Annotated in this window: 19 protein-coding genes; 13 read left to right on the forward strand and 6 right to left on the reverse strand. The window is 71.2% G+C overall.

Features of this window, described 5'->3' with window-relative positions; genetic code table 11:
- Nucleotides 1-26: 26 nt before the first annotated feature.
- The 3 genes from BJ998_RS30475 to BJ998_RS49265 form a co-directional block, all read right to left on the reverse strand.
- Nucleotides 27-539, reverse strand: coding sequence for a winged helix-turn-helix transcriptional regulator (locus BJ998_RS30475; protein WP_184866779.1), 513 nt, complete (start codon nt 537-539; stop codon nt 27-29).
- A gap of 55 nt (nt 540-594) precedes the next feature.
- Complete coding sequence (locus BJ998_RS30480) at nt 595-1,335, reverse strand: MerR family transcriptional regulator (RefSeq protein ID WP_184866780.1); 741 nt, start codon at nt 1,333-1,335, stop codon at nt 595-597.
- A 61-nt stretch (nt 1,336-1,396) separates the two neighbouring features.
- The gene (locus tag BJ998_RS49265) at nt 1,397-3,976 is read right to left on the reverse strand and encodes an AAA family ATPase (RefSeq protein ID WP_184866781.1); all 2,580 of its coding nucleotides are present in this window, start codon (nt 3,974-3,976) and stop codon (nt 1,397-1,399) included.
- Between the two features lie 262 nt (nt 3,977-4,238).
- On the opposite strand from BJ998_RS49265, the gene steA reads away from it, so the two are divergent.
- From steA to BJ998_RS30505, 4 genes are all read left to right on the forward strand, one after another.
- A complete protein-coding gene (steA, locus tag BJ998_RS30490; protein ID WP_184866782.1) occupies nt 4,239-5,423 on the forward strand; it encodes a putative cytokinetic ring protein SteA in 1,185 nt (394 codons plus the stop codon).
- Nucleotides 5,420-6,361, forward strand: coding sequence for a copper transporter (locus BJ998_RS30495; RefSeq protein WP_184866783.1), 942 nt, complete (start codon nt 5,420-5,422; stop codon nt 6,359-6,361). The genes steA and BJ998_RS30495 overlap by 4 nt, the downstream gene beginning before the upstream one ends.
- Nucleotides 6,362-6,458: 97 nt before the next feature.
- Nucleotides 6,459-8,132, forward strand: a complete 1,674-nt coding sequence (gene pyrG / locus BJ998_RS30500) for a CTP synthase (RefSeq protein ID WP_184869046.1) — start codon at nt 6,459-6,461, stop codon at nt 8,130-8,132.
- On the forward strand, nt 8,129-8,782 hold the full coding sequence (locus BJ998_RS30505) for an NUDIX domain-containing protein (RefSeq protein WP_376775939.1): 654 nt from the start codon (nt 8,129-8,131) through the stop codon (nt 8,780-8,782). The genes pyrG and BJ998_RS30505 overlap by 4 nt, the downstream gene beginning before the upstream one ends.
- A gap of 86 nt (nt 8,783-8,868) precedes the next feature.
- On the opposite strand, the gene BJ998_RS30510 is transcribed toward BJ998_RS30505, so the two are convergent.
- Nucleotides 8,869-9,759 carry a phosphotransferase family protein gene (locus BJ998_RS30510; protein WP_184866784.1) on the reverse strand — a complete coding sequence of 297 codons (891 nt, stop codon included), beginning with the start codon at nt 9,757-9,759 and terminating at the stop codon, nt 8,869-8,871.
- Between the two features lie 193 nt (nt 9,760-9,952).
- Between BJ998_RS30510 and BJ998_RS30515 the strand changes: the two genes are divergently transcribed.
- Nucleotides 9,953-10,666, forward strand: coding sequence for a GAF and ANTAR domain-containing protein (locus tag BJ998_RS30515; RefSeq protein ID WP_184866785.1), 714 nt, complete (start codon nt 9,953-9,955; stop codon nt 10,664-10,666).
- Here the strand turns inward: BJ998_RS30515 and BJ998_RS30520 are convergent.
- Nucleotides 10,663-11,070 carry a nitroreductase family deazaflavin-dependent oxidoreductase gene (locus BJ998_RS30520; RefSeq protein ID WP_184866786.1) on the reverse strand — a complete coding sequence of 136 codons (408 nt, stop codon included), beginning with the start codon at nt 11,068-11,070 and terminating at the stop codon, nt 10,663-10,665. The two genes, BJ998_RS30515 and BJ998_RS30520, sit on opposite strands and share 4 nt — an antisense overlap.
- 153 nt (nt 11,071-11,223) lie before the next feature.
- Here BJ998_RS30520 and BJ998_RS30525 point away from each other — a divergent pair, with 153 nt between their 5' ends.
- Together BJ998_RS30525 and BJ998_RS30530 are read left to right on the forward strand one after the other, a co-directional pair.
- A complete protein-coding gene (locus tag BJ998_RS30525) occupies nt 11,224-12,444 on the forward strand; it encodes an MFS transporter (protein ID WP_184866787.1) in 1,221 nt (406 codons plus the stop codon).
- Between the two features lie 269 nt (nt 12,445-12,713).
- Entirely contained in the window at nt 12,714-13,940 is a 1,227-nt protein-coding gene (locus BJ998_RS30530; protein ID WP_312890402.1) for a GGDEF domain-containing protein, read from the forward strand.
- Nucleotides 13,941-13,942: 2 nt separating this feature from the next.
- Here BJ998_RS30530 and BJ998_RS30535 read toward each other — a convergent pair whose 3' ends face one another.
- On the reverse strand, nt 13,943-15,235 hold the full coding sequence (locus BJ998_RS30535) for a GGDEF domain-containing protein (protein WP_184866788.1): 1,293 nt from the start codon (nt 15,233-15,235) through the stop codon (nt 13,943-13,945).
- Nucleotides 15,236-15,630: 395 nt separating this feature from the next.
- On the opposite strand from BJ998_RS30535, the gene xerD reads away from it, so the two are divergent.
- The 6 genes from xerD (at nt 15,631) to BJ998_RS30565 (ending at nt 20,404) form a co-directional block, all read left to right on the forward strand.
- Nucleotides 15,631-16,554 carry a site-specific tyrosine recombinase XerD gene (gene xerD, locus BJ998_RS30540; protein WP_312890581.1) on the forward strand — a complete coding sequence of 308 codons (924 nt, stop codon included), beginning with the start codon at nt 15,631-15,633 and terminating at the stop codon, nt 16,552-16,554.
- A 130-nt stretch (nt 16,555-16,684) separates the two neighbouring features.
- Nucleotides 16,685-17,629, forward strand: a complete 945-nt coding sequence (locus BJ998_RS30545) for a ParA family protein (protein ID WP_184866789.1) — start codon at nt 16,685-16,687, stop codon at nt 17,627-17,629.
- The gene (locus tag BJ998_RS30550; RefSeq protein WP_184866790.1) at nt 17,626-17,958 is read left to right on the forward strand and encodes a hypothetical protein; all 333 of its coding nucleotides are present in this window, start codon (nt 17,626-17,628) and stop codon (nt 17,956-17,958) included. The genes BJ998_RS30545 and BJ998_RS30550 overlap by 4 nt, the downstream gene beginning before the upstream one ends.
- Nucleotides 17,951-18,793 (forward strand): segregation and condensation protein A, encoded by an 843-nt coding sequence (locus BJ998_RS30555; RefSeq protein WP_184866791.1) that lies wholly within the window; start codon nt 17,951-17,953, stop codon nt 18,791-18,793. Before BJ998_RS30550 ends, BJ998_RS30555 begins: the two co-directional genes overlap by 8 nt.
- Nucleotides 18,790-19,659, forward strand: coding sequence for an SMC-Scp complex subunit ScpB (scpB, locus tag BJ998_RS30560; RefSeq protein ID WP_312890403.1), 870 nt, complete (start codon nt 18,790-18,792; stop codon nt 19,657-19,659). Before BJ998_RS30555 ends, scpB begins: the two co-directional genes overlap by 4 nt.
- Nucleotides 19,649-20,404: a pseudouridine synthase gene (locus tag BJ998_RS30565; RefSeq protein WP_184866793.1), complete on the forward strand. Its 756-nt coding sequence runs from the start codon at nt 19,649-19,651 to the stop codon at nt 20,402-20,404. Before scpB ends, BJ998_RS30565 begins: the two co-directional genes overlap by 11 nt.
- Nucleotides 20,405-20,652: the final 248 nt, after the last annotated feature.

A 20,652-nucleotide genomic window follows, 5' to 3' on the forward strand; every position in this document is an offset into this window, starting at 1 on the left:
GCTCCAGCGCGGGCGACGGTGGGGAGCTAGCCGACAATCGGCTCCAGCAGCCGGCGTGGCTGGGCCAGGGCACGCGTGACAACATCGGCGTCGGGGCCTGCGGGCGCGGCGCCGGGGCCGGGTGCCACCACATAATCCCGCACAGCCAAGGCTTTCCCGCACTCCACGCACACACCGGCGGCGTCAACGTCACCGTTGTCCGCGAAGTGCCGGAAGTGACGGCGGGGGCCGTTGGGGGCGTAGTGCTGGTCGCCCCAAGCCACGAGGGAACGCAGCACGGGCCAGAGGGTGATTCCCTTGTCGGTCAAGCGATAGTGCTCACGACGACCGGTGCCGGGGGACTTGGACAGGACGCCGGACTGCACGAGCAGGGCGAGGCGTTCGGACAGGATGGCGCGAGGGATGCTCAGGTGCGCGGCGAAGTCGGCGAAGCGCTGCACGCCGTAGAAGGCGTCGCGGACGATGAGCAGCGTCCAGCGCTCGCCGACGATCTCCAGGGTCCGCGCCAGGGAGCAGTCCTCGCCGGTGTAGGTAGCCACGAGGACAAGGCTACGCCCGCTAGGTTCGGAATCCGAACCTAGCGGGCGTCGGCAACTACAGGTTCCGCTCGGCGTAGACCTTCATCGCGTCACGGACGAGCTCGGCGGTGCCGGCGCCGTGCCGGTCGTAGTTCTGGGTGAAGCGGGGGTCCGCCACGTACATCTCGCCCAGGCCGATGAAATACGGCTTGGTGACGTTCGCCGCGGCCCCGAGCCACTCGTGCAGGCGCTTGGTGATCGCCTGCACGACATCGCTGTCGGCGGCGAGCCCGGCCTGGTGCGCCCGGCCGAAATCGGCGGCGATGTCCAGCTGCCGCTGCTGGTGGCCCCGCTTCTCCTCCTCGCTGAGCGAGGTCCACCACTGGTCGCTCCTGTCGTAGGCGTCCTTGCCCCAGCGCTCGATCACCTCCTCCTTGTACTGGGTGTGATCGAACCCGTCGAATACCTCCTCGGCCATCAGCTGCTGGCCCCCTTCCGTCTTCTCCAACGTCGTCCGCACCGAAGCGATCTGGCGGGTGATCCGCTGCCGCTCCTGCTCCAGCAGGTCGAGATGGGTGCGCAACGCGGCCGCGGTGTCCCGCTGGCCGGCCAGCACCTCGGCGATGGCGGGCAGCCCCAGCCCCAGCTCCCGCAGCAGCAGGATCCGCTGCAACCGGACGAGCGCGTCCTGGTCGTAGTAGCGGTAGCCGTTGCTGCCGACGCGACTGGGCCTGAGCAGCCCGATCTCGCCGTAGTGGCGCAGGGTCCGGCTGGTGGTGCCGGCCGAGCGGGCGATGTCCTGGATCGACCACTCCACCGCTGCCCTCCTGATCTCGTTCGGTGTGAAAACCACGGTAGAAGTTGACGTAACGTCAGAGTCAATGGCTTTGGGTCTCGGCGCGCGGCAACAGGCCGAGCGCCTGGGCCCGGAGCACGCTGGTGAGCCGGTCGCCCGTGCCGAGCTTCCGGTAGGCGTTCTCCAGGTGCTTCTGGACGGTCCCGGTCGCGATGCCCAGCCGCCGGGCGATGGCCTCGGCGGTGAGCGACTCGGCGGCCAGCGCGAGCACGGTGAGCTCGCGCGGCGTCAGCAGGACCCGCACGGCCGGCTCCAACCGGCCCGCCATGCGTTCGAACAGCGCCGCCCCGCAGGCGCGGAACAGCGAGTTGGCCAGGTCGCCCTCGTGCCGTGCGGCCTTGGCCCGGCCGGCGGCGGCCAGCGCGCCGGCGGCGACGAGGCGGGCCCGGCCCGAGTCCACCCGGTCACCCATGTGAGCGAACTTCTCGGCCGCCGCGAGCGCGTGCTCGGCGGCCTCCGACGGGGAACCGGCCCGCAGCGGGTGGGCCCGGGCCAACCCGGCGAAGGCCAGCGGCAGCTGCCGGCCGAGCGTGCCGGCCACCTTCTGCGCCAGCTCCGCGTAGACCATCGCCTCCTCGGGACGGCCACATTCCGCCTCGGCGGCGGCCAACAGCTCCAGGTAACTCACCCGGGTGACGGGTTCGAAGCCGGACAGCTGGTCGTCGCCGCCGGCCCGGCGGAGCAGCTCGACCGCCCCGGCCGGGTCGCCGGCGTACAGCTTGGCCTGGGCCAGCATCCCGTGCGCTACGCCGGAGAACCAGTCGCGCACCGGTCCGGCCAGCCGGACCGCCTCGGTCCCCAGCCGGACGCCCTCGGTCGGATCACCCAGCCAGGTGACGATCCACGCCTGCTGAGCCAAGGCCATGGTGCGGAGCTCGTCGCTGCGGGTCAGCAGCGCGGCCTCGGCGGCGTCGTCGAAGCACGCCGCCGCCTCGTGCAGCTGGCCGAGCAGCCCGTACGCGGTGCCCTGGCCGATCCGCAGGTACGTCACCAGATGGTTCTGACCGGTGGCGCGGGCCAGCTGCAGGCCGCGTGCGAGGTGCCGGAGGGCGCCGTCGAGCCGTTCGTACACGAGCTCGTTCCAGCCGAGGAACAGCACGGCGTCCAGGTGCCGGGCAAGATCGTTGTCCAGCAACGAGTCCACCATCGTGGTCGACTCGTCCAGCAGGCCGAGCACCTCGTCGTCCATCACACCCTTGATGTACGCGTGCTGCACGCAGCCGCCGGTGGTCGCGGCGAGCAGCGGGGCGTCGCCGACCCGGCGCGCGGTCGCCAGCGCCTCCCGCGCCCAGTCGCGGACCTCGGCGAAGTTGCCACCGACCAGCCCGCCGGCCGCCAGCTCCAGCTTGAGCACCGCGGCCGCCGCGCTGTCCGGATCGGACAGTCCGTTCAGCTCACCCAGTACCAACGCATGCGCCTCGGCGTGTCGGCCGAGCAGCCGCTCGATCTGTGCGCAGAAGCCGACCACCTGGGCCCGCGGCACCGCCGGCTCGGCCGGCAGCAGGCGCAGCGCCGCGCCCAGCCAGTGCGCCGCCGTGGACGGAGCAGTGTTCATATATGCGACGGCTGCTTCTACAAGCACGTCGATGGCGGCCTTGTCGCCGTGCACGGCCGACTGTTCCACGTGATGTGCCCGGACGGTCGCCGGCGCCTTGCGCGCCGCCAGCGCGGCGGCGGTGCGGGCGTGCGCGGAGAACCGCCAGCCGCTGCCGATTCCTTGGTATACCACGCTTCGGAGCAGCGGGTGCCGGTAGCGCACGCCGCCCGAGGTCCCCAGTGGACGAAGAAGATCGCGTTCGGTGAGCCGGTCCAGCGCGGCGAGGGTCTCCGCCAGCGAGAGGTCCGCGGCGGCGGCGACCAACGTCGGCTCGGCCACATCGGCGACGACCGCAACCGCTCGCGCCACCTGAAGGTCGATGTGGCCGAGAGTGGCCAGTTCCGCCGCCAGGGCCCCGTGACCGTCCGCGTCCGGGTGACGGGCAAGCGCTTCCAGATACAGCGGGTTGCCGGCGGCGGCGGCGTACCGGGCCCGATCGAGATCGTCGCCGAACAGCTCCCGCGCCTCGGCGAACGTCAGCGCGCCCAGTTCGATCTCCTCGACGCCGTCGGAAAGTGCGGCCGACAGCCGCGGCGGCGCCTGCCGCGGCCGGTACGCCGCGACGATCACGACTCGGGCCCGCGGCGGGTGTCGGACCAGGTGGTCCAGCAGTTCGAGGGACGCGTCGTCGGCCCAGTGCACATCGTCCAGCAGCAGCGCCAGGCCCGCCGGGGCGGCCAGCTCGACCAGCCGGGAGCGGATCGCGCGGTGCACGCGGTAGCGCTCGACATCGATGGGATCGTGGATGTCCACCGTGGACGAACTGTCGCCCGAAAGCACGCCGAAAGGAACATGGCGCTCGAACTCGCTCGCGCGCCCGGCCACCACCGGCACGCCGGCGTCACGGGCGACTGCCGCGAACTCCGCCAGCAGCCGGGTCTTGCCCAGGCCCGGCCCGCCGGTCACGCCGACGAACCGCGCGGCGCCGGGACGGGGGTCGAACAGCTTGCCCCGCAACAGATCCAGTTCGCGTCGACGGCCCACGAACGGCGTCCCGATCACCACGGGAAAGACGCTATCGCCGACCGTCCACTCTGGTACCGCTGGAAAGAGTGATCATGAAACGGCCATTGAGTCCAATGTGGCTGACCTGCGCGGCAACCGAATGTGAGCGTTCTCCCGATCCGGTTCTGTCAGGCGCTGTCCGTTGCTGTGCGTGCAACTTGCGTTCGGCCAAGGTGAAGACTCACCCGTACCGGTTGACCTGCGGGCACCAGTGCGGCGTGGCGAACGGGTCAACCCGTTGGGCTGAGTGACCATCGAGGGCATGAAGCTCACCGGACTGCTGTCGCGGACACAGGAAGTGCTGCCAGGCGTCACCGGTGTCGCCAGGGTGGACCGACGCACCGACGACCTGCTGCGCAGGATCGGGCCCGGCGACATCGCCGTGCTCGACGCGCTCGACCTCGACCGCCGCACCGCGGAGGCGCTGATCGCGGCCGAGGTGGTCGGCGTGGTCAACGCGTCGCCCTCGATCTCCGGGCGGTTCCCCAACCTCGGCCCCGAGGCGCTGCTGCACGCCGGCATCCCGCTCATCGACGACGTCGGCTCCGGCGTGCTGAGCACGATCAAGGACGGCACCAAGCTGCGGCTGCACGAGGGCGTCGTCTTCCACAACGAGCGGGAGCTGGCCCGCGGCGTCGAGCAGACCCCGGAGTCGGTGGCCGACCAGCTGATCGAGGCCAAGGCCGGGATGTCGGCCCAGCTGGAGGCGTTCTCCGCCAACACGATCGAGTTCCTGCGCCGGGAACGCGGCCTGGTGCTCGACGGCCACGGCGTGCCCGAGCTGTACGTGCCGATGCGCGGTCGGCAGGTCCTGGTGGTCGCCCCCGGCTACGGCCACGTCGAGGACCTGCGCCGGTTGCGCCGGTACATCAAGGAGTTTCGGCCGGTGCTGATCGGCGTCGACGCCGGCGCGGACACGCTGCTGGACGCCAACCTGACCCCGGACGTGATCGTCGGCGACCCGGACGGCATCAGCACCGAGGCGCTGCGCTCGGCCACCGAGGTGGTGCTGCCGGCGCAGCCCGACGGGCACGCGCAGGGCCTGGAGCGGATCCAGGACCTGGGCATCGGCGCGGTGACCTTCCCCGCCTCCTGCAACGCCGAGGACCTGGCGCTGCTGCTGGCCGAGGCGCACGGCGCCAGCCTGGTGGTCACCGTCGGCTTCCGGGCGACGCTGCGGGAGTTCCTGGACCGCGGCACCGGCGGCTCCATCCCGTCCACCTTCCTCACCCGGCTGAAGCTGGGCAGCAAGCTCATCGACTCGCACGCGGTGGCCGAGCTGCACCGCTCCCGGGTGTCCCTGGGCACCGTGCTGCTGCTGGTGCTCGCCGTGGCCGCGGTGGTCGCGGTCGCGTTGCTGGTGTCCGACGTCGGCAGCGTCTACCCGACGCTGATCGCCGGCGCGTGGCAGAACTTCGTCAGCTGGCTTGGGGGCCTGTTCCAGTGATCTCGTTGCGCAACCACGTCATCTCCATCGCCGCGGTGTTCCTCGCGCTCGCCGTCGGCGTCGTGCTCGGCTCCACGTCGCTGAGCAACCGGGTGCTCGGCGGGCTCGCCGACGACCGGGCCAACCTGAGCAAGCAGGTGTCCGACCTGCAGTCCAAGCAGACCGACCTGACCGGCCGGCTCACCGACGCCGACCGGTACGCGCTGGCCACCGGCCCGCTGGCGGTGCGCGGCGCGCTGGACGGCAAGTCGGTCGTGCTGATCACCACCGCGGACGCCAAGACCACCGACCGGGACGGCGTGGCCGCCCTGCTCCGGGCGGCCGGCGCGACCGTCACCGGCGAGCTGCAGCTGACCGACGCGTTCACCGACCCGACCAAGTCCGACCAGCTGCGGTCGCTGGTGACCCGGCTGCTGCCGGCCGGCGTGCAGCTGCCGACGGCGTCCGATCCGGGCACCCTGGCCGGCGGGCTGATCGGGCCGCTGCTGCTGCTCGACAAGACCTCCGGCAAGCCGCAGGCGTCCCCCGACGAGACGGCCGCGGCGCTGACCGGGCTGGCCAGCGGCGGCTACGTCCGCCAGGGCCAGGGCCTGCACGCCGCGCAGCTGGCGCTGGTGCTCACCGGCGGGGCCGCGAGCGGCAACGGGGCCGCCGACCGGGCGGCGGTGATCGCCCGATTCGCCACGCAGGTCCAGCGGTCCGGCGGCGGCACGGTGCTGGCCGGGCGTACGGGGTCGGCGGACAACTTCGGGCCGCTGGCGGTGGTCCGTGCCGACGGTGCGACGACGTCCGTGTTGTCCACGGTGGACGACGTCGACAATGCCGCCGGGCAGGTGGTCACCGTGCTGGCGCTGCGCGACGCGGCGGCGGGCAAGTCCGGCAACTACGGCACCGCCGGCAACGCGCAGGCACCCGCTCCCACATCCGCCACCGGGTGAGGTGCTACTGTGAAATCCCGTGGAAAGGCCGGTCGGCCCAGCCGGCGGCCTACGTACGGACCAGTCACCACGGGAGCCACTCTTGTCACAGGCACGGATGACCAAGCACGTCTTCGTGACGGGAGGTGTGGCCTCCTCGCTGGGCAAGGGGCTCACCGCCTCCAGCCTCGGCCAGCTGCTCACCGCGCGTGGCCTGCGGGTCACCATGCAGAAGCTGGACCCGTACCTCAACGTCGACCCCGGCACGATGAACCCGTTCCAGCACGGGGAGGTCTTCGTCACCGAGGACGGCGCCGAGACCGACCTCGACATCGGCCACTACGAGCGGTTCCTGGACCGTGACCTGTCCGGGTCCGCCAACGTCACCACCGGCCAGGTGTACTCGGCGGTGATCGCCAAGGAGCGGCGCGGCGAGTACCTCGGCGACACCGTGCAGGTCATCCCGCACATCACCGACGAGATCAAGTCGCGGATCCGGGCCATGGCCGACCCCGACGAGAACGGCGTCGCGCCGGACGTGGTCATCACCGAGGTCGGCGGCACCGTCGGCGACATCGAGTCGCTGCCGTTCCTGGAGGCCGCCCGCCAGGTCCGGCACGACGTCGGCCGGGACAACTGCTTCTTCCTGCACGTGTCGCTGGTTCCGTACCTGGCGCCGTCCGGCGAGCTGAAGACCAAGCCGACCCAGCACTCGGTGGCGGCGCTGCGCAACATCGGCATCCAGCCCGACGCCATCGTGTGCCGGGCCGACCGGGAGATCCCGGACGGCCTCAAGCGCAAGATCGCCCTGATGTGTGACGTCGACACCGACGCCGTGGTGGCCGCGCCGGACGCGCCGTCGATCTACGACATCCCCAAGGTGCTGCACGCCGAGGGCCTGGACGCGTACGTGGTGCGGCGGCTGGACCTGCCGTTCCGGGACGTGTCCTGGACGGTGTGGGGCGACCTGCTGGAGCGGGTGCACAACCCCAGCGAGACGGCCCGGATCGCGTTGGTGGGCAAGTACGTCGACCTGCCCGACGCGTACCTGTCGGTGACCGAGGCGCTGCGGGCCGGCGGCTTCGCCCACCGGGCCAAGGTGCAGATCGTGTGGGTTCCGTCCGACGAGTGCGAGACCGAGGCCGGCGCCGCGCACGCACTGTCCGGTGTGGACGGTGTGCTGGTGCCGGGCGGCTTCGGCGTGCGCGGCATCGAGGGCAAGATCGGCGCCATCCGCTACGCCCGCACCCGCGGCATCCCCACCCTGGGCCTGTGCCTGGGCCTGCAGTGCATGGTGATCGACGCCGCCCGCGGGCTGGCCGGCATCGCCGACGCCAACTCCGACGAGTTCGGCGAGCCCACGAAGAACCCGGTGATCTCCACCATGGCCGACCAGACCGACGTCGTGGCCGGCGAGCGGGACATGGGCGGCACCATGCGGCTGGGGGCGTACCCGGCGAAGCTGCTGCCCGGGTCGCAGGCGGCGAAGGCGTACGGGACGACCGAGGTGTCCGAGCGGCACCGGCACCGCTACGAGGTGAACAACGCCTACCGGGCCCGGTTGAGCAAGGCCGGCCTGGTCTTCTCCGGCACCTCACCGGACGGGCACCTGGTCGAGTTCGTGGAGCTGCCCGCCGACAAGCACCCGTTCTTCGTCGGCACGCAGGCGCACCCGGAGCTGAAGTCCCGCCCGACCCGGCCGCATCCGCTGTTCGCCGCGTTCATCCGCGCGGCGCTGGACTACGTCGCCGCCGAGCGGCTGCCCGTCGAGCTGGCCGAGGTGAACGCGTGAGCGAGCTTGCGAGCGAACCATCCAACACTGCGAGCGACCAGCGGCATGTGTTCGAGGTTGTCGACAGCAAGGACATCTACCAGGGGCGCGTGATCGCCCTGCGGGCCGACTCCGTGGTGATGCCCGGCGGTGGGACGGCGACGCGTGAGGTCGTGGAGCACCTCGGCGCCGTTGCCGTGCTGGCGCTGGACGACGACGGCCAGGTGACGCTGATCCACCAGTACCGGCACCCGCTGGGCCGCCGGATCTGGGAGCTGCCGGCCGGTCTGCTGGACGTCGTCGACGAGGAGCCGGTCGTCGCCGCGCAGCGGGAGCTGGCCGAGGAGACCGGCCTGGCCGCCGAGTCCTGGGTGACGCTGGTGGACGTGGCCGCGTCACCGGGCTTCACCGACGAGGTGGTGCGGGTGTTCCTCGCCCGGGGCGTTTCCGATGTGGGACGCGAGGTTCCCGACGGCGACGAGGAAACCGACCTGGTGTCGAAGAAGTTCCCGCTGTCGGAGGCGGTCCGGATGGCGCTGGCCGGGGAGATCGTCAACGGCGCCTCGGTGAGCGGGATCCTGGCCGCCCACGCCGTGTTGTCGGGCGCGGCGGAACCCCGCCCGGCCGAAACCCCCTGGATCGACCGGCCGACCAGGTTCGCCGCGAGGTAAACCCCCGCGAGTCCCGCTTAGCGTCACACCGAATGTAGGAAACGGATTCCTACATTCGGTGTGACTGTGGGCGGGACTCGCCAGGGTCAGTGGTACGGCGTCCAGCGGGTGGTGGTGTCGCCGGTGCGGATGGAGTGGAGGCGGCGGCGCAGTTCGATGCGGGACCGGGCGTCGCGGGCGATGGGCAGGCCCACCGCCGCCAGCTTCAGCTCACGGAGTTCGCGCAGCACGGCGAATCCCGGCCAGCGGGTGACGTCGAAGCCGTAGGCGTCGGCGAGTTGGCTCTGCTGATCGGTCCGGTGCTGGAAGCGGAGTTGCCGCACGGCGACGGGCACCAGGTCCCACTCGCGGGGGCCGATGCAGGCGGTGTCGAGATCGCACCAGATGACGCCGCCGGGGGTGGCGATGAGGTTGCCGACCTGGGCGTCGCCGTGGATGACGCCCTCCGGCAGCTGGTAGCGGATCTTCGACAGCGCCTTCTCGACGGCATCGCAGCGGCGGGCCAACAGATCCAGGTCGGCCTCCGGCCAGCCGCGGGTGCGGGCGTCGTGGATCCGGGTTCGCAGATCCGTGACGGGATCCCAACGCGGTAAGGCGGCCCCGGCGGGCGGCACGCGGTGCAGCCGCCGCAGCAGCCGGGCCAGCTCCGACGCGGTCGGCGTGCGGCCGGTGTCGGCGGCGCGCAGCCAGAAGGTGACGACGTGCTCCTCGACGTGCACGATCTGCGGCACGCCGTGCGCGGGTTGCACCACGGGCACGCGATGCCGGTCCAACAGCCGGGCGGCTTCGACCGCGGCCAACGCGCGCCGGCGCAGGCCGGGGGTGAGCGTGATCCGCACGATGATGGGATGCCGTTCCAGGCGGTACACGGCGTTGTTGACGCATCGCACGACCCGCGCCCCACTGTCGTCCAGGCCGACCCGGGCACAGGCGCGGGCCAGCACTGCTCGGATGGTGGTGTGGTCGGTGGTGAGCATCGTGCCCCTTCCGCCGGACAGGGGGTACCCAGCGCGCGGGGACTCGACGCGCTTCGACGATACCTACGCTCACACGGACTTTGTAGTGGCCGCTGTTACGGTGAGTGCGACCGAGGCCGAAATGCCCTCCCGGCCTGGCGCGCCACGTGGTACGGCTGCACGCGGGGGGCCCGAGGGCCGGGGACGGTGGCGTGTGGAGGACGGCCGGGCGCGTGAGGTCACCGCGTCCATCGACAAGATGGCGCAGGACGAGGGAGTCCCCGTCGCCGTCCGGCACGTGTGCCGTGCCTGCGCGGAGCGGATGCACGCTGTCGGGGTCGTCCAGTACGTGGTGTCGGATCTTGGTCAGGGCGAGCCCGTGTACGCCACCGACCTCGCGGCGGAAACCATCGCGGAACTCCAGGTGACACTGGGCGAAGGACCCGCCGTGGACACACTGGCCGACGAACGTCCAATGCTCGCCGTCGACCTGACCGCGCCATCGCCCTGGCCGGTATTCGCGCAGGCCGCCGTGGAGGCAGGCGTGCGGGCGGTGTTCGCGTTCCCGTTGCAGATGGGCTCGATCGCCGTGGGAGTGCTGGAGATCTACCGTTCAGTGCCTGGAGACCTGAGCACCGTCGAGTACCGAGATGCGCTCCTGTACTCGGACGCGGCGATGGCGCTGCTGCTCGAACACGTCGACGACGAGCCGAGCAGCCAGGAGGAGAACCTGTTCGCCGGCGGTTTCGGCACCCGTTGGGACAGCGTGCACCAAGCCACCGGCGTGATCTCCGTACAGCTGCGCAGCGGCCTCAGCGAAGCCTTCCTTCGCCTGCGAGGCCACGCCTTTCTCACCGGGCGTGGCCTCGCGGACGTGGCGGAGGATGTGATCGAGGGCCGGCTGCGCTTCGACCGGGACGACTGTTAGACGCGGTCCAGGTACAGCACCGGGATGCGGCGGTTGGCCTGCTTCTCGTACTCGCCGAAGCCCGGCATCAGCGACACCGCGTGCGCGTAGAGCCGGTCCCGCTCGGCGTCGTCGGTGACGGGCACCGCCCGCGCCCGGTACTTGTCGGTGCCGACCTCCACGGTCAGCTCCGGGTTCGCGACCAGGTTGTGGTACCAGGCCGGGTGCTTGGTCGAGCCGCCCGCCGAGGCGATCACGTAGATGCGGTCGCCGTCGTTGAAGTACACGACCGGGGTGGTGCGCTCGGCGCCGCTCTTGGCCCCGGTTACCGTCATCAGGACGACGTTGGCCTGCTCGAACGGCCCGCCGACCTTGCCGGAGTTGGCCCGGAACTCCTCGATGACCTGGGTGTTGAAATCCGTCATGAACATCCGAACGACACGGACGCCCGGATCCATCCCGTTCGGCGGAATCGATCCGGGCTGCCGCGCCGGATCCGTTCGGCGGGATCGACACGGGTGGGATCCGGTGTACCTTGCGTCACAGCCCTGCTGCGGTCGGTCACCGGGGGTGGATGCATGGCCGTGTTCGCCAGCCGTGAGTACCGCGCGCTGTTGTCCGCGTACACGATCTCCATGGCCGGCGACCAGTTCGCGCGGGTCGCGCTGTCGGTGCTGATCTTCGACCGGACGCGGTCGCCCGCGCTGACGGCGTTGACCTACGCGCTGACGTTCCTGCCCGACCTGGTCGGCGGTCCGCTGCTGGCCGGCATCGCCGACCGGCATCCGCGACGCACCGTGATGATCGTCGCCGACGTGCTGCGGGCCGTGCTGGTGGCCGTGATGGCATTGCCGGGGACGTCCTTCCCGGTGATCGCGACGCTGCTGGTCGTCGTGCAGCTGGCCGGGGCGCCGGCGAACGCCGCCCGCGGCGCGTTGCTGCCGCAGATCCTCGGCGACCACGACTATCCGGCGGGGCAGGCCGGGTTGTCCTCGGCCGGGCAGGCCGCACAGGTCGCCGGCTTCGCCGGGGGCGGCGCGCTGATCGTCGCCATTGGTACGAGTGGCGTCTTGCTCGCGGATGCCGCGACCTTTGCCGCCTCCGCTGCGCTGGTGCTGTTCGGCATCCGGCACCGCGACGCCGCCGCCAAGGCGACGGAGGTCATCAAGCGTGGCTGGGGGAGTGATCTCGTCGCCGGCGCTCGGCTGGTCGCCACGACGCCTCGGCTGCGCGCACTGATCGCCTTCGCCTGCATCTCCGGCATCTACATCGCCGGCGAGGCGCTCGCCGCCCCGTACGCGACCGAGCTGGGCGGCGGGCCGACGCTGGTCGGCCTGCTGTTCGCCGGCTTCGCCGCCGGCGCGGTCGCCGGCATGCTCGTGCTGGCGCGGCTCTCGGCGGCGGCCCAACTTCGCGCGCTGCCGCTGCTCGCCGTGGGCTCGTGCCTGCCGCTTGTCGTGTGTGTCGTCGACCCAGCGGCGCCGATCGTGGTGCTGCTGTTCGTGCTCAGCGGGTTCGCCAGCGGCTACCAGGTCACCGCCAGCACGACGTTCATGCGCAGCGTGCCCGATGACCGCCGTGGCCAGGCGTTCGGGCTGGCCGTGACGGCGTTGAAGGTGTCCCAGGGGGTCGGCGTCGGGCTCGCCGGCGTGGTCGCCGAGCAGCTCAGCCCGCACGGCACCGTCGCGGTCGCCGGAGTGGTCGGGGTGGCGGCGGCCGTCGGCGTCGGCCTGCTGTGGCGTGCAGCGGGAGGTGCGTCGGCCGTGTCCTCGACACGGCCGACACCCGCCCCCGGTTAAGCCGTCAGCGCCATTCGCTGGGGCGGCCGACGCGGCGCCACTCGGAGGGACGGCCGGTGCGGGGGGATTCGCTGCGCTTGATCATGATGTGCCTCCGTGTGGGGGTGGAACGTGATTTTCGTTTCCCCCGAGCGGAGCACGACACTGCGTCGATCCCTGATTACAGTGACTGTTTTCCGGGACGGGGGTGGCGCGTCGTGAATCGGGTCGACCCACGTCGCTGGCGTCTATGGTCCCTCCCAAGAGGACTTCTCGCGTACGTCGTCGCGGTGGAGTTGGCGACCGTACTCATGCTGGTCACGACCGCGACGCTGACCCCGATTACGCCCACGTCCCTGCTCTGGTTCGGCCTGCTGCTCGCCGCTTCCGCCATTCACCTGGAAGCCGCCCAGGGAATCGAACGTATTCGCGAAGTTGCCGCCGAGGGCAGCCCGTACACACATATGCAGAGCGTCTGGTATTTCGCCGGCGTGCTGTTGTTGCCGCTGCCGCTGCTGGCCGCTTTGATCGCGTTGTCGTTCACCCATGAGTGGTTCCGGGTGTTCCGCGGCCAGGCGATCGCGTACCGGAAGGTCTTCTCCGCGGCCACCGTCGTGCTCGCCGTCGGCGCCGGCCAGCTGGCCTTCGCCGCGTTCTTCCCGGCCGGCGGGCCGCCGTACGCCGCCGAGCTCGACGGGCCGCTCGGCGCCGTCGCGGTGATCGTCGCGGGGCTGGCGTACCGGCTGGTCAACTACGCGCTGGTGGTCGGCGCCATCGTCGCGTCCAACCCCGACCAGCCCGCCCGCAAGGCCCTCGGCCACGCCTCCGACCAGCTGATCATCGCCGCCAGCGTCGGGCTCGGCTACGCCGTCGGCGTGTTCACCGTCGACCGGCCGTGGTCGATGCCGATCCTGCTGGTCACCGTGCTCGCCCTGCACATGGGCCTGCTGCTGCCGCAGTTCCGGATCGCCGCGCACACCGACTCCAAGACCGGGCTGGTGGACGCCGCCTGGTGGTCCGACCGGGCCGCCGACCAGCTGGACCGGGCCCGCCGGCTGGCCCGGACCGTCGGCGTGCTGATGATCGACCTGGACCACTTCAAGGAGGTCAACGACCGTTACGGGCACCTCGCCGGCGACCAGGTGCTGACCGCCGTCGCCGAGACGGTGCGCCATTCCGTGCGGTCACTGGACCTGGTCGGGCGGTGGGGCGGCGAGGAGTTCGCCGTGCTGGTGCCCGCGGTCGGCGTCGACGAGCTGCGTGCCGCCGCCGAGCGGGTGCGCTCGGCCGTGCAGGCGCTGTCCGTCGACATCCACGACCTGGAGGGGCGGGACGTCGCCGTCACCGGGCTCACTGTGTCCATCGGTGCCGGGGTGTTCCCCGGGTCGGCGGCGGAGCTGAGTGATCTGCTGCTGGCCGTGGACGGGGCGCTGTTCCAGGCGAAGCGGCAGGGGCGGAACCGGACCGTGATGGCGACCCGCGTGGTCGCCGCCGCCGCCCGCGAGCGGACGGCCTGACGTCAGAAGCTGACTACCTTGTTGCGGCCGCTGTTCTTGGCGCTGTACAAGGCCGTGTCCGCCGCGTGCAGCAGGCGATCGACCACCGTGCCGGCCGTCGGGTACATGGCCACGCCGATGGACACCGACAGGTCCTTGATCACGCGGCCGTCGTCGGCGAAGTCGACCGGCACCACCAGCTCGCTCACCGCGTGCCGGATGCGCTCCGCGACCGCCACGACGTGCGACTCGGCCACACCGGGCAGCAGCACCACGAACTCCTCGCCGCCGAACCGGCCGACCGAGTCGTACGAGCGGACCTGAGCGGTGATCGTGTCGGCCACCGCCTTCAGCGCCAGGTCGCCGGCCAGGTGCCCGTACGTGTCGTTGACCTGCTTGAAGTGGTCCAGGTCGACCATCAGCACGCCGGTCGTCTCGTTGGTCCGGCCCGCGCGGGCCAGCTCGCTGGTGGCCAGGTTGTGCCAGCCCAGCGTGTTGAACAGGCCGGTCTTCTCGTCCTTGGTCGCCGCCACTTCCAGCTGCTTGACCAGCACGCCCCGGTGCAGCACCAGCAGCGGCGGCACCACCATCACCACCAGCACCGGCTGCGTCGCCATCGCCAGCGCCGTCAGCGTGCCCAGGCACAGCGTGGCCAGCTCGACCAGGTTGTCCGCCCAGCCGCCGAACAGCTCCCTGATCGAGCGGTACGTCAGGTTCAGCGCGCCCAGGATCAGCAGCGCGTTGGCCACGAAGTACGCCGCCACCGTGCCGGCGATCGCGGCCACGCCCAGCCAACCGTGCTGCAACACGTCGCCGATGCCGTGTACGCCGAACAGCTCCAGCACCAACCGCGCCACGTAGCAGGTCAGCACCACCACGGACCCGTTGATCACGCTCCGGAACGCCGGCACCCGCTGCAGCCGGTACCAGCTGCGCAGCGCCAGGTGGGCGTACAGGACCGCGACCAACGCCGCCACCAGTGCCGGCGGCAGCAGCAGGACGCCCGCGAACGTCCAGACCGAGGTCATGTTGATGTGCGGCGTGCCGTTCACCCGGCGGCGGACCCGCTCCACCTGCCGGCCCAGCTCCGCCTGCGTGATGCCCAGGACCGCCAGCGCCAGCATCACCAGGACGTCCTTCACGCCCGGGTGAACCCATTCCGCCGCCAGGACCGTAGTCCCGATCGCGACGGCCTCCGTGACCAGACAGAACGCGATCAGGCGGGGGCGCTGCCGCCACAGAGTCCAGCGACGGGGAGTGACCAGGAGGTCACGGACGTGCAGCGAGGCACCGGCTACCGGCCCCGTGTCGTCCATAATCGTGCTCCGGCACTCCCTGCGGTGACTGTCCTGACCCGGTCAGCCAATCACACCGAGCGAGCCAGGTCAGCCACCGTGACCTGGATGGATCAGCGAGGGGAGGTGCGGCCGCCATGAGCAACCGCGACAGCTGAACCTCCCCGCGCGCGTCAAGCGCCGTTGTAGAGACGGTGGCCGTCGACCAATTCGATCTCATCAGTGTTGTCGGCGGCCACCAGCAGTTCGTTAGCGAAGCCGGCGCCGCCGGAGTCGCTGCAACAGTGATTCGTCGATGACAACCGGCAGCGGTCCATCGGTCGCCCGGAGCGTGCCCTTGATCGCGGGTCTAGGCTACGGCGTGAGTCGGCCCGGAATGAGGTGAACTCCCGCTGAGCGCGCCGCAAGTCACCGACATCCCCACGGCCCTCCGCGAGGCCACCGCGAGCTACCTGGACCATTTGGCGGTAGAGCGCGGCACGGCCCGCAACACACTCGACTCCTATGCCCGCGACCTGCGTCGGTACAGCGAACACCTGGCCCAAGCGGGCGTGACGTCGCTGGCCGACGTCACGGAGCCGCACGTCACCGAGTTCCTGGCCGCACTGCGTGAAGGGGACTCGGACCATCCGCCGCTGGCGGCGTCGTCGGCGGCGCGGGCCGTGGTGGCGGTGCGCGGCCTGCACAAGTTCGCGTTCCGCGAGGGCATTGCCCAGCAGGATCCGGCCCGGGAGGTGCACCCGCCGGTGCCGCCGCGCCGGCTGCCGAAGGCGTTGCCGGTGCAGGAGGTGCTGCGCCTGCTGGACACGGCGACGGGCCAGGACGCGCGGTCGCTGCGTGACCGCGCGCTGTTGGAGTTGCTGTACTCCACGGGCGCGCGCATCTCCGAGGCGGTCGGCCTCGACCTGGACGACATCGACCGCGGCGAGCGCACGGTCCTGTTGGACGGCAAGGGCGGCAAGCAGCGCCTGGTACCGATCGGGCGACCCGCGCTGGCCGCCGTCGACGCGTACCTCATCCGCGCCCGGCCCGATCTGGCCCGACACGGACGTGGTACCCCGGCGGTGTTCCTGAACTCCCGCGGTGGCCGCCTGTCGCGGCAGAGCGCGTGGCAGGCGCTGAAGACGGCGGCCGATCGGGCCAGCATCGGCGTCGAGGTCTCGCCGCACACGCTGCGCCACTCCTTCGCCACCCACCTGCTGGAGGGCGGCGCGGACGTGCGGGTGGTGCAGGAGCTGCTCGGCCACGCATCGGTGACCACGACCCAGGTGTACACCCTGGTCACGGTGACCACGCTGCGTGAGGTCTATGCCACCGCCCATCCCCGGGCTCTGGCGTGATTTAGGCCGTTTGCAGCAATCGGCGCAGCTCAAACGCGTGCGACACGCTACGGCGAGGCGCGTTGCCGCACTCCCCGCAGCGCCTTACGCTGCGGCTCAAGGAGAGTCAGGTTACGAGGAGACTGGAGCCATGTCGACACCGCAGCCTTCCGAGGAGCGGCTCGTTCGTGGACCCTCCGTCGAGCTCAGCCTGGCGCCGCACGCGCGCCCGGAGCAGGACGACGGCCCGGACGTCGCCGCCGACGGCGAGATCGGCCCCACCGGCCGGCCGCAGCGGCACGTCCCCGAGCCGGCGCTGATCGCCAGCCACGGCCCGGCCACGATCCTGGCCGTCTGCAACCAGAAGGGCGGCGTCGGCAAGACCACCTCCACCATCAACCTGGGCGCGGCGCTGACCGAGTACGGCCGCCGCGTGCTGCTGGTGGACTTCGACCCGCAGGGTGCGCTCTCGGTGGGGCTGGGCATCCAGCCGCACCAGCTGGACCGCACCATCTACAACGTGCTGATGGAGCGCGCGGTCGGCATCGAGGACGTCGTGATGCGCACCTGCGTCCCCGACATGGACCTGCTTCCCAGCAACATCGACCTGTCCGCTGCCGAGGTGCAGCTGGTGTCGGAGGTCGGCCGTGAGCACACCCTCGTGCGCACGCTGCGACCCGTGATGGACCACTACGACTACGTGCTCGTGGACTGCCAGCCCTCGCTGGGGCTGCTCACCGTCAACGCGCTGGCCGCGGCCGACGGCGTTTTAATCCCACTGGAGTGCGAGTTCTTCAGCCTGCGCGGCGTCGCGCTGCTGATCGACACCATCGAGAAGGTCAAGGAACGGTTGAACCCCAAGCTTGAGATCACGGGCATCCTCGCCACCATGTACGACCCGCGCACGCTGCACTCGCGGGAGGTCATGGCGCGCGTCGTCGAGGCGTTCGGCGAGACCGTGTTCGACACCGTGATCAACCGGACGGTGCGCTTCCCGGAGACCACGGTCGCCGGCGAGCCGATCACCACGTGGGCGCCGCGCTCCTCCGGCGCCAAGGCCTACCGCGCGTTGGCCCGCGAGGTGATCGCCAGGTGACTCGCCGCGTCCAGCTTCCGGGTGCGGCCGAGTTGTTCCGGTCCACCAGTGTGCCCAGGACAGTTCCCCCCGGCGAGGCCCCGGTTCCGGAGGGACCCGTATCCTCGGCGGGAACCGGTCGCCGCAAGCACGAGGCGAAGATCACGGTCTACCTGTCCGACGAGGAGCTGCTGGCGTTGGAACACGCTCGGCTGGCGCTGCGCGCCGCGCACGGCATCGCCGTGGACCGCGGTCGGGTGGTGCGTGCCGCCATCGCCGCCGTGCTGGCCGACTTCACCCGGCACGGCGCCGACTCGCAGCTGGTCAAGGGCATCGTCGGGGATGACTGATGTGGATCCCGGGATCCCGGCCGATCAGGCCCCGAGCGGCAAGTTCACCGTACGGCTGAACAACTTCGAGGGACCGTTCGACCTGCTGCTGCAGCTGATCTCGCAGCACCAGATGGACGTCACCGAGGTGGCGCTGAGCCGGGTCACCGACGACTTCATCGCGCACCTGAAGACCCTCGGCGAGCAGTGGGACCTGGACGAGACCACCGAGTTCCTGGTGATCGCCGCGACCCTGCTCGACCTCAAGGCGGCCCGGCTGCTGCCCGCCGGCGACGTCGAGGACGAGGAGGACCTGGCGCTGCTGGAGGCCCGCGACCTGCTGTTCGCGCGGCTGCTGCAGTACCGGGCCTACAAGCAGGTCGCGGCCCTGTTCGGCGAGCTGGAGGCGGGGGCGCTGCGGCGGTACCCGCGGTCGGTGTCGCTGGAGGAGCGCTACACGGACCTGCTGCCCGAGGTCATGATCGGCATGAGCCCCCAGCGGTTCGCCGAACTCGCCGCCACCGTGTTCCGGCCCAAGCCGCCGCCCACGGTGTCGTTGACCCACCTGCACATGGGCGCGGTCTCCGTTCGTGAGCACGCCGCGATCATCCGGGTGCGGCTGGCCGAGGCCGGCGTCGCCACCTTCGGGGAGCTGGTCGCCGACTGCGGCAGCACCGTCGAGGTCGTGGCCCGGTTCCTGGCGCTGCTGGAGTTGTACCGCGAGGCCGCCGTGCTGTTCGAACAGGACGAGGCGCTCGGGGAGCTGACGCTGCGATGGTCCGGCGGCAGCGTCGAGGAGGCACAGGCGGCGGCCGAGGTGGATCGGGCGTTCGCCGACGAGGAGGAGTACGGGTGACCGAACCCGAGAACGAGCGCGGCGAGGAGCAGTTCGAGGGCGCGGCGGGTGGTGGAGCCGCCAAGCCCGCCCCGGCGGAACCCGAGGAGCCGGAACCCGCCGAGGACCCCGCGCCCGAGGAGGCGCCGGCGGAACCGGAGCGGGAGGCGGAGCCCGAGCAGGAGTCGGAGGAACCCGCCCCGGAACCGGAATCCGATGCTTCGGAGGTGGCCACGGTCGACGTCGCCGAGGCGATGGGGGCCATCCTCGACGAGGCGGCGGCGTACCAGGCGACGGCGTCCGAGGACGACGAGGAGGCCCCCGCCTCGACCCTGCCCGACCTCACCGACGACGCCACCCTGCATGCCGCCCTCGAATCGCTGCTTCTGGTCGTCGACTCGCCGGCCGAGGAGGAACTGCTGGCCACCGCGCTGGAGCAGCCGGTGAAGCGGATCCGGGAGGCGCTGCAGGCGTTGTCCGCGCGCTACACCGAGTCCGGCAGCGGCATCGACCTGCGCCGCGTCGGCGACGGCTGGCGGTTGCACACCCGGGACACCTACGCCCCGTACGTCGAGAAGCTGCTGCTCGACGGCCAGCGGGCCAAGCTCACCCGGGCCGCGCTGGAGACGCTGGCGGTGATCGCCTACCGGCAGCCCGTCACCCGGTCGAGGGTCGCCGCGGTGCGCGGCGTGAACGTCGACGGTGTGATCCGGACCCTGGTGACGCGGGGCCTGATCGAGGAGACGGGCAACGACCCGGACACGGGTGGCATTCTGTACCGGACCACCGAACTATTTCTGGAGCGGTTGGGGCTGTCCTCGTTGCAGGACCTGCCGCCGATCGCTCCGCTGCTGCCCGAAGTGGATGCGATCGACGATGTCGGCTAAGAACTCTGATGACGGTGTGCGCCTGCAGAAGGTGCTCTCCCAGGCGGGCGTGGCCTCGCGCCGGGCGGCCGAGGAGCTGATCGCGGAGGGCCGGGTCAGCGTCGACGGCAAGGTCGTGCGCGAGATGGGGCGGCGGGTCGACCCCGACACGGCCGTCATCCACGTCGACGGCAGCCGGGTGATCGTCCGTGAGGACACCCTGCACCTGGCGCTGAACAAGCCCAAGGGCGTGCACTCCACCATGTCCGACGAGATGGGTCGCCCCTGCGTCGGCGACTACGTGCGGGAGCGCGCCGAGTCCGGCGGCGCCCGGCTGTTCCACGTCGGGCGGCTCGACGTCGACACCGAGGGCCTGCTGCTGCTGACCAACGACGGCGAGCTCGCCCACCGTCTCATGCACCCTTCGTACCGGGTGCTGAAGACCTACCTGGCCGAGGTCCCCGGCCCCGTCGCCAAGGACGTCGGCAAGCGTCTCAAGGCCGGCATCGTGCTCGAGGACGGCCCGATCAAGGTCGACGCGTTCCGGCTGGTCGACTCCATGCCCGGCAAGGCTCTGGTCGAGGTCGTCCTGCACGAGGGCCGCAAGCACATCGTGCGGCGGCTGCTCGCCGAGGTCGGCTACCCCGTCCAGCGCCTCGTGCGGACCGAGATCGCCGGCGTGCAGCTCGGCAACCAGCGTCCCGGCTCGCTGCGCCGCCTCACCCGCGCCGAGGTCGGCCAGCTCTACTCCGCCGTGGGTATGTAAGCACTGCAGCTTCAGTGCCGACTGAAGCCAGCTGCGGTTTTCGGATTAACGAGCAGGGCCTCTCCCGAGCGGGAGGGGCCCTGCTCCGCTGTCTGGGGGCAGGCGCCTTCCCGTCTACGGCCCGGATGCGTTGTCCACTGCGACCGGGAGCGGTTGGGACGTTGAGGCTGTCCCCTGCGCGTCCATCGGGCCAGGAAGCGTCCGGCGGCGCTGCCCGTCGGTCGCCGGGGAGAAGTTACCGTCCGTGA

Origin of the sequence: Kutzneria kofuensis (assembly GCF_014203355.1) — a bacterium.
Classification (GTDB): Bacteria; Actinomycetota; Actinomycetes; order Mycobacteriales; family Pseudonocardiaceae; genus Kutzneria; species Kutzneria kofuensis.

Bases quoted from the DNA above. Each gene is read 5' to 3' on its own strand.
- steA (WP_184866782.1), top strand. From the start codon at position 4,239: ATGAAGCTCACCGGACTGCTGTCGCGGACACAGGAAGTGCTGCCAGGC.
- pyrG (WP_184869046.1), top strand. From the start codon at position 6,459: ATGACCAAGCACGTCTTCGTGACGGGAGGTGTGGCCTCCTCGCTGGGC.
- BJ998_RS30510 (WP_184866784.1), bottom strand. From the start codon at position 9,759: ATGCTCACCACCGACCACACCACCATCCGAGCAGTGCTGGCCCGCGCC.
- BJ998_RS30520 (WP_184866786.1), bottom strand. From the start codon at position 11,070: ATGACGGATTTCAACACCCAGGTCATCGAGGAGTTCCGGGCCAACTCC.
- BJ998_RS30525 (WP_184866787.1), top strand. From the start codon at position 11,224: ATGGCCGTGTTCGCCAGCCGTGAGTACCGCGCGCTGTTGTCCGCGTAC.
- BJ998_RS30535 (WP_184866788.1), bottom strand. From the start codon at position 15,235: ATGGACGACACGGGGCCGGTAGCCGGTGCCTCGCTGCACGTCCGTGAC.
- BJ998_RS30545 (WP_184866789.1), top strand. From the start codon at position 16,685: ATGTCGACACCGCAGCCTTCCGAGGAGCGGCTCGTTCGTGGACCCTCC.
- BJ998_RS30555 (WP_184866791.1), top strand. From the start codon at position 17,951: ATGACTGATGTGGATCCCGGGATCCCGGCCGATCAGGCCCCGAGCGGC.
- BJ998_RS30565 (WP_184866793.1), top strand. From the start codon at position 19,649: ATGTCGGCTAAGAACTCTGATGACGGTGTGCGCCTGCAGAAGGTGCTC.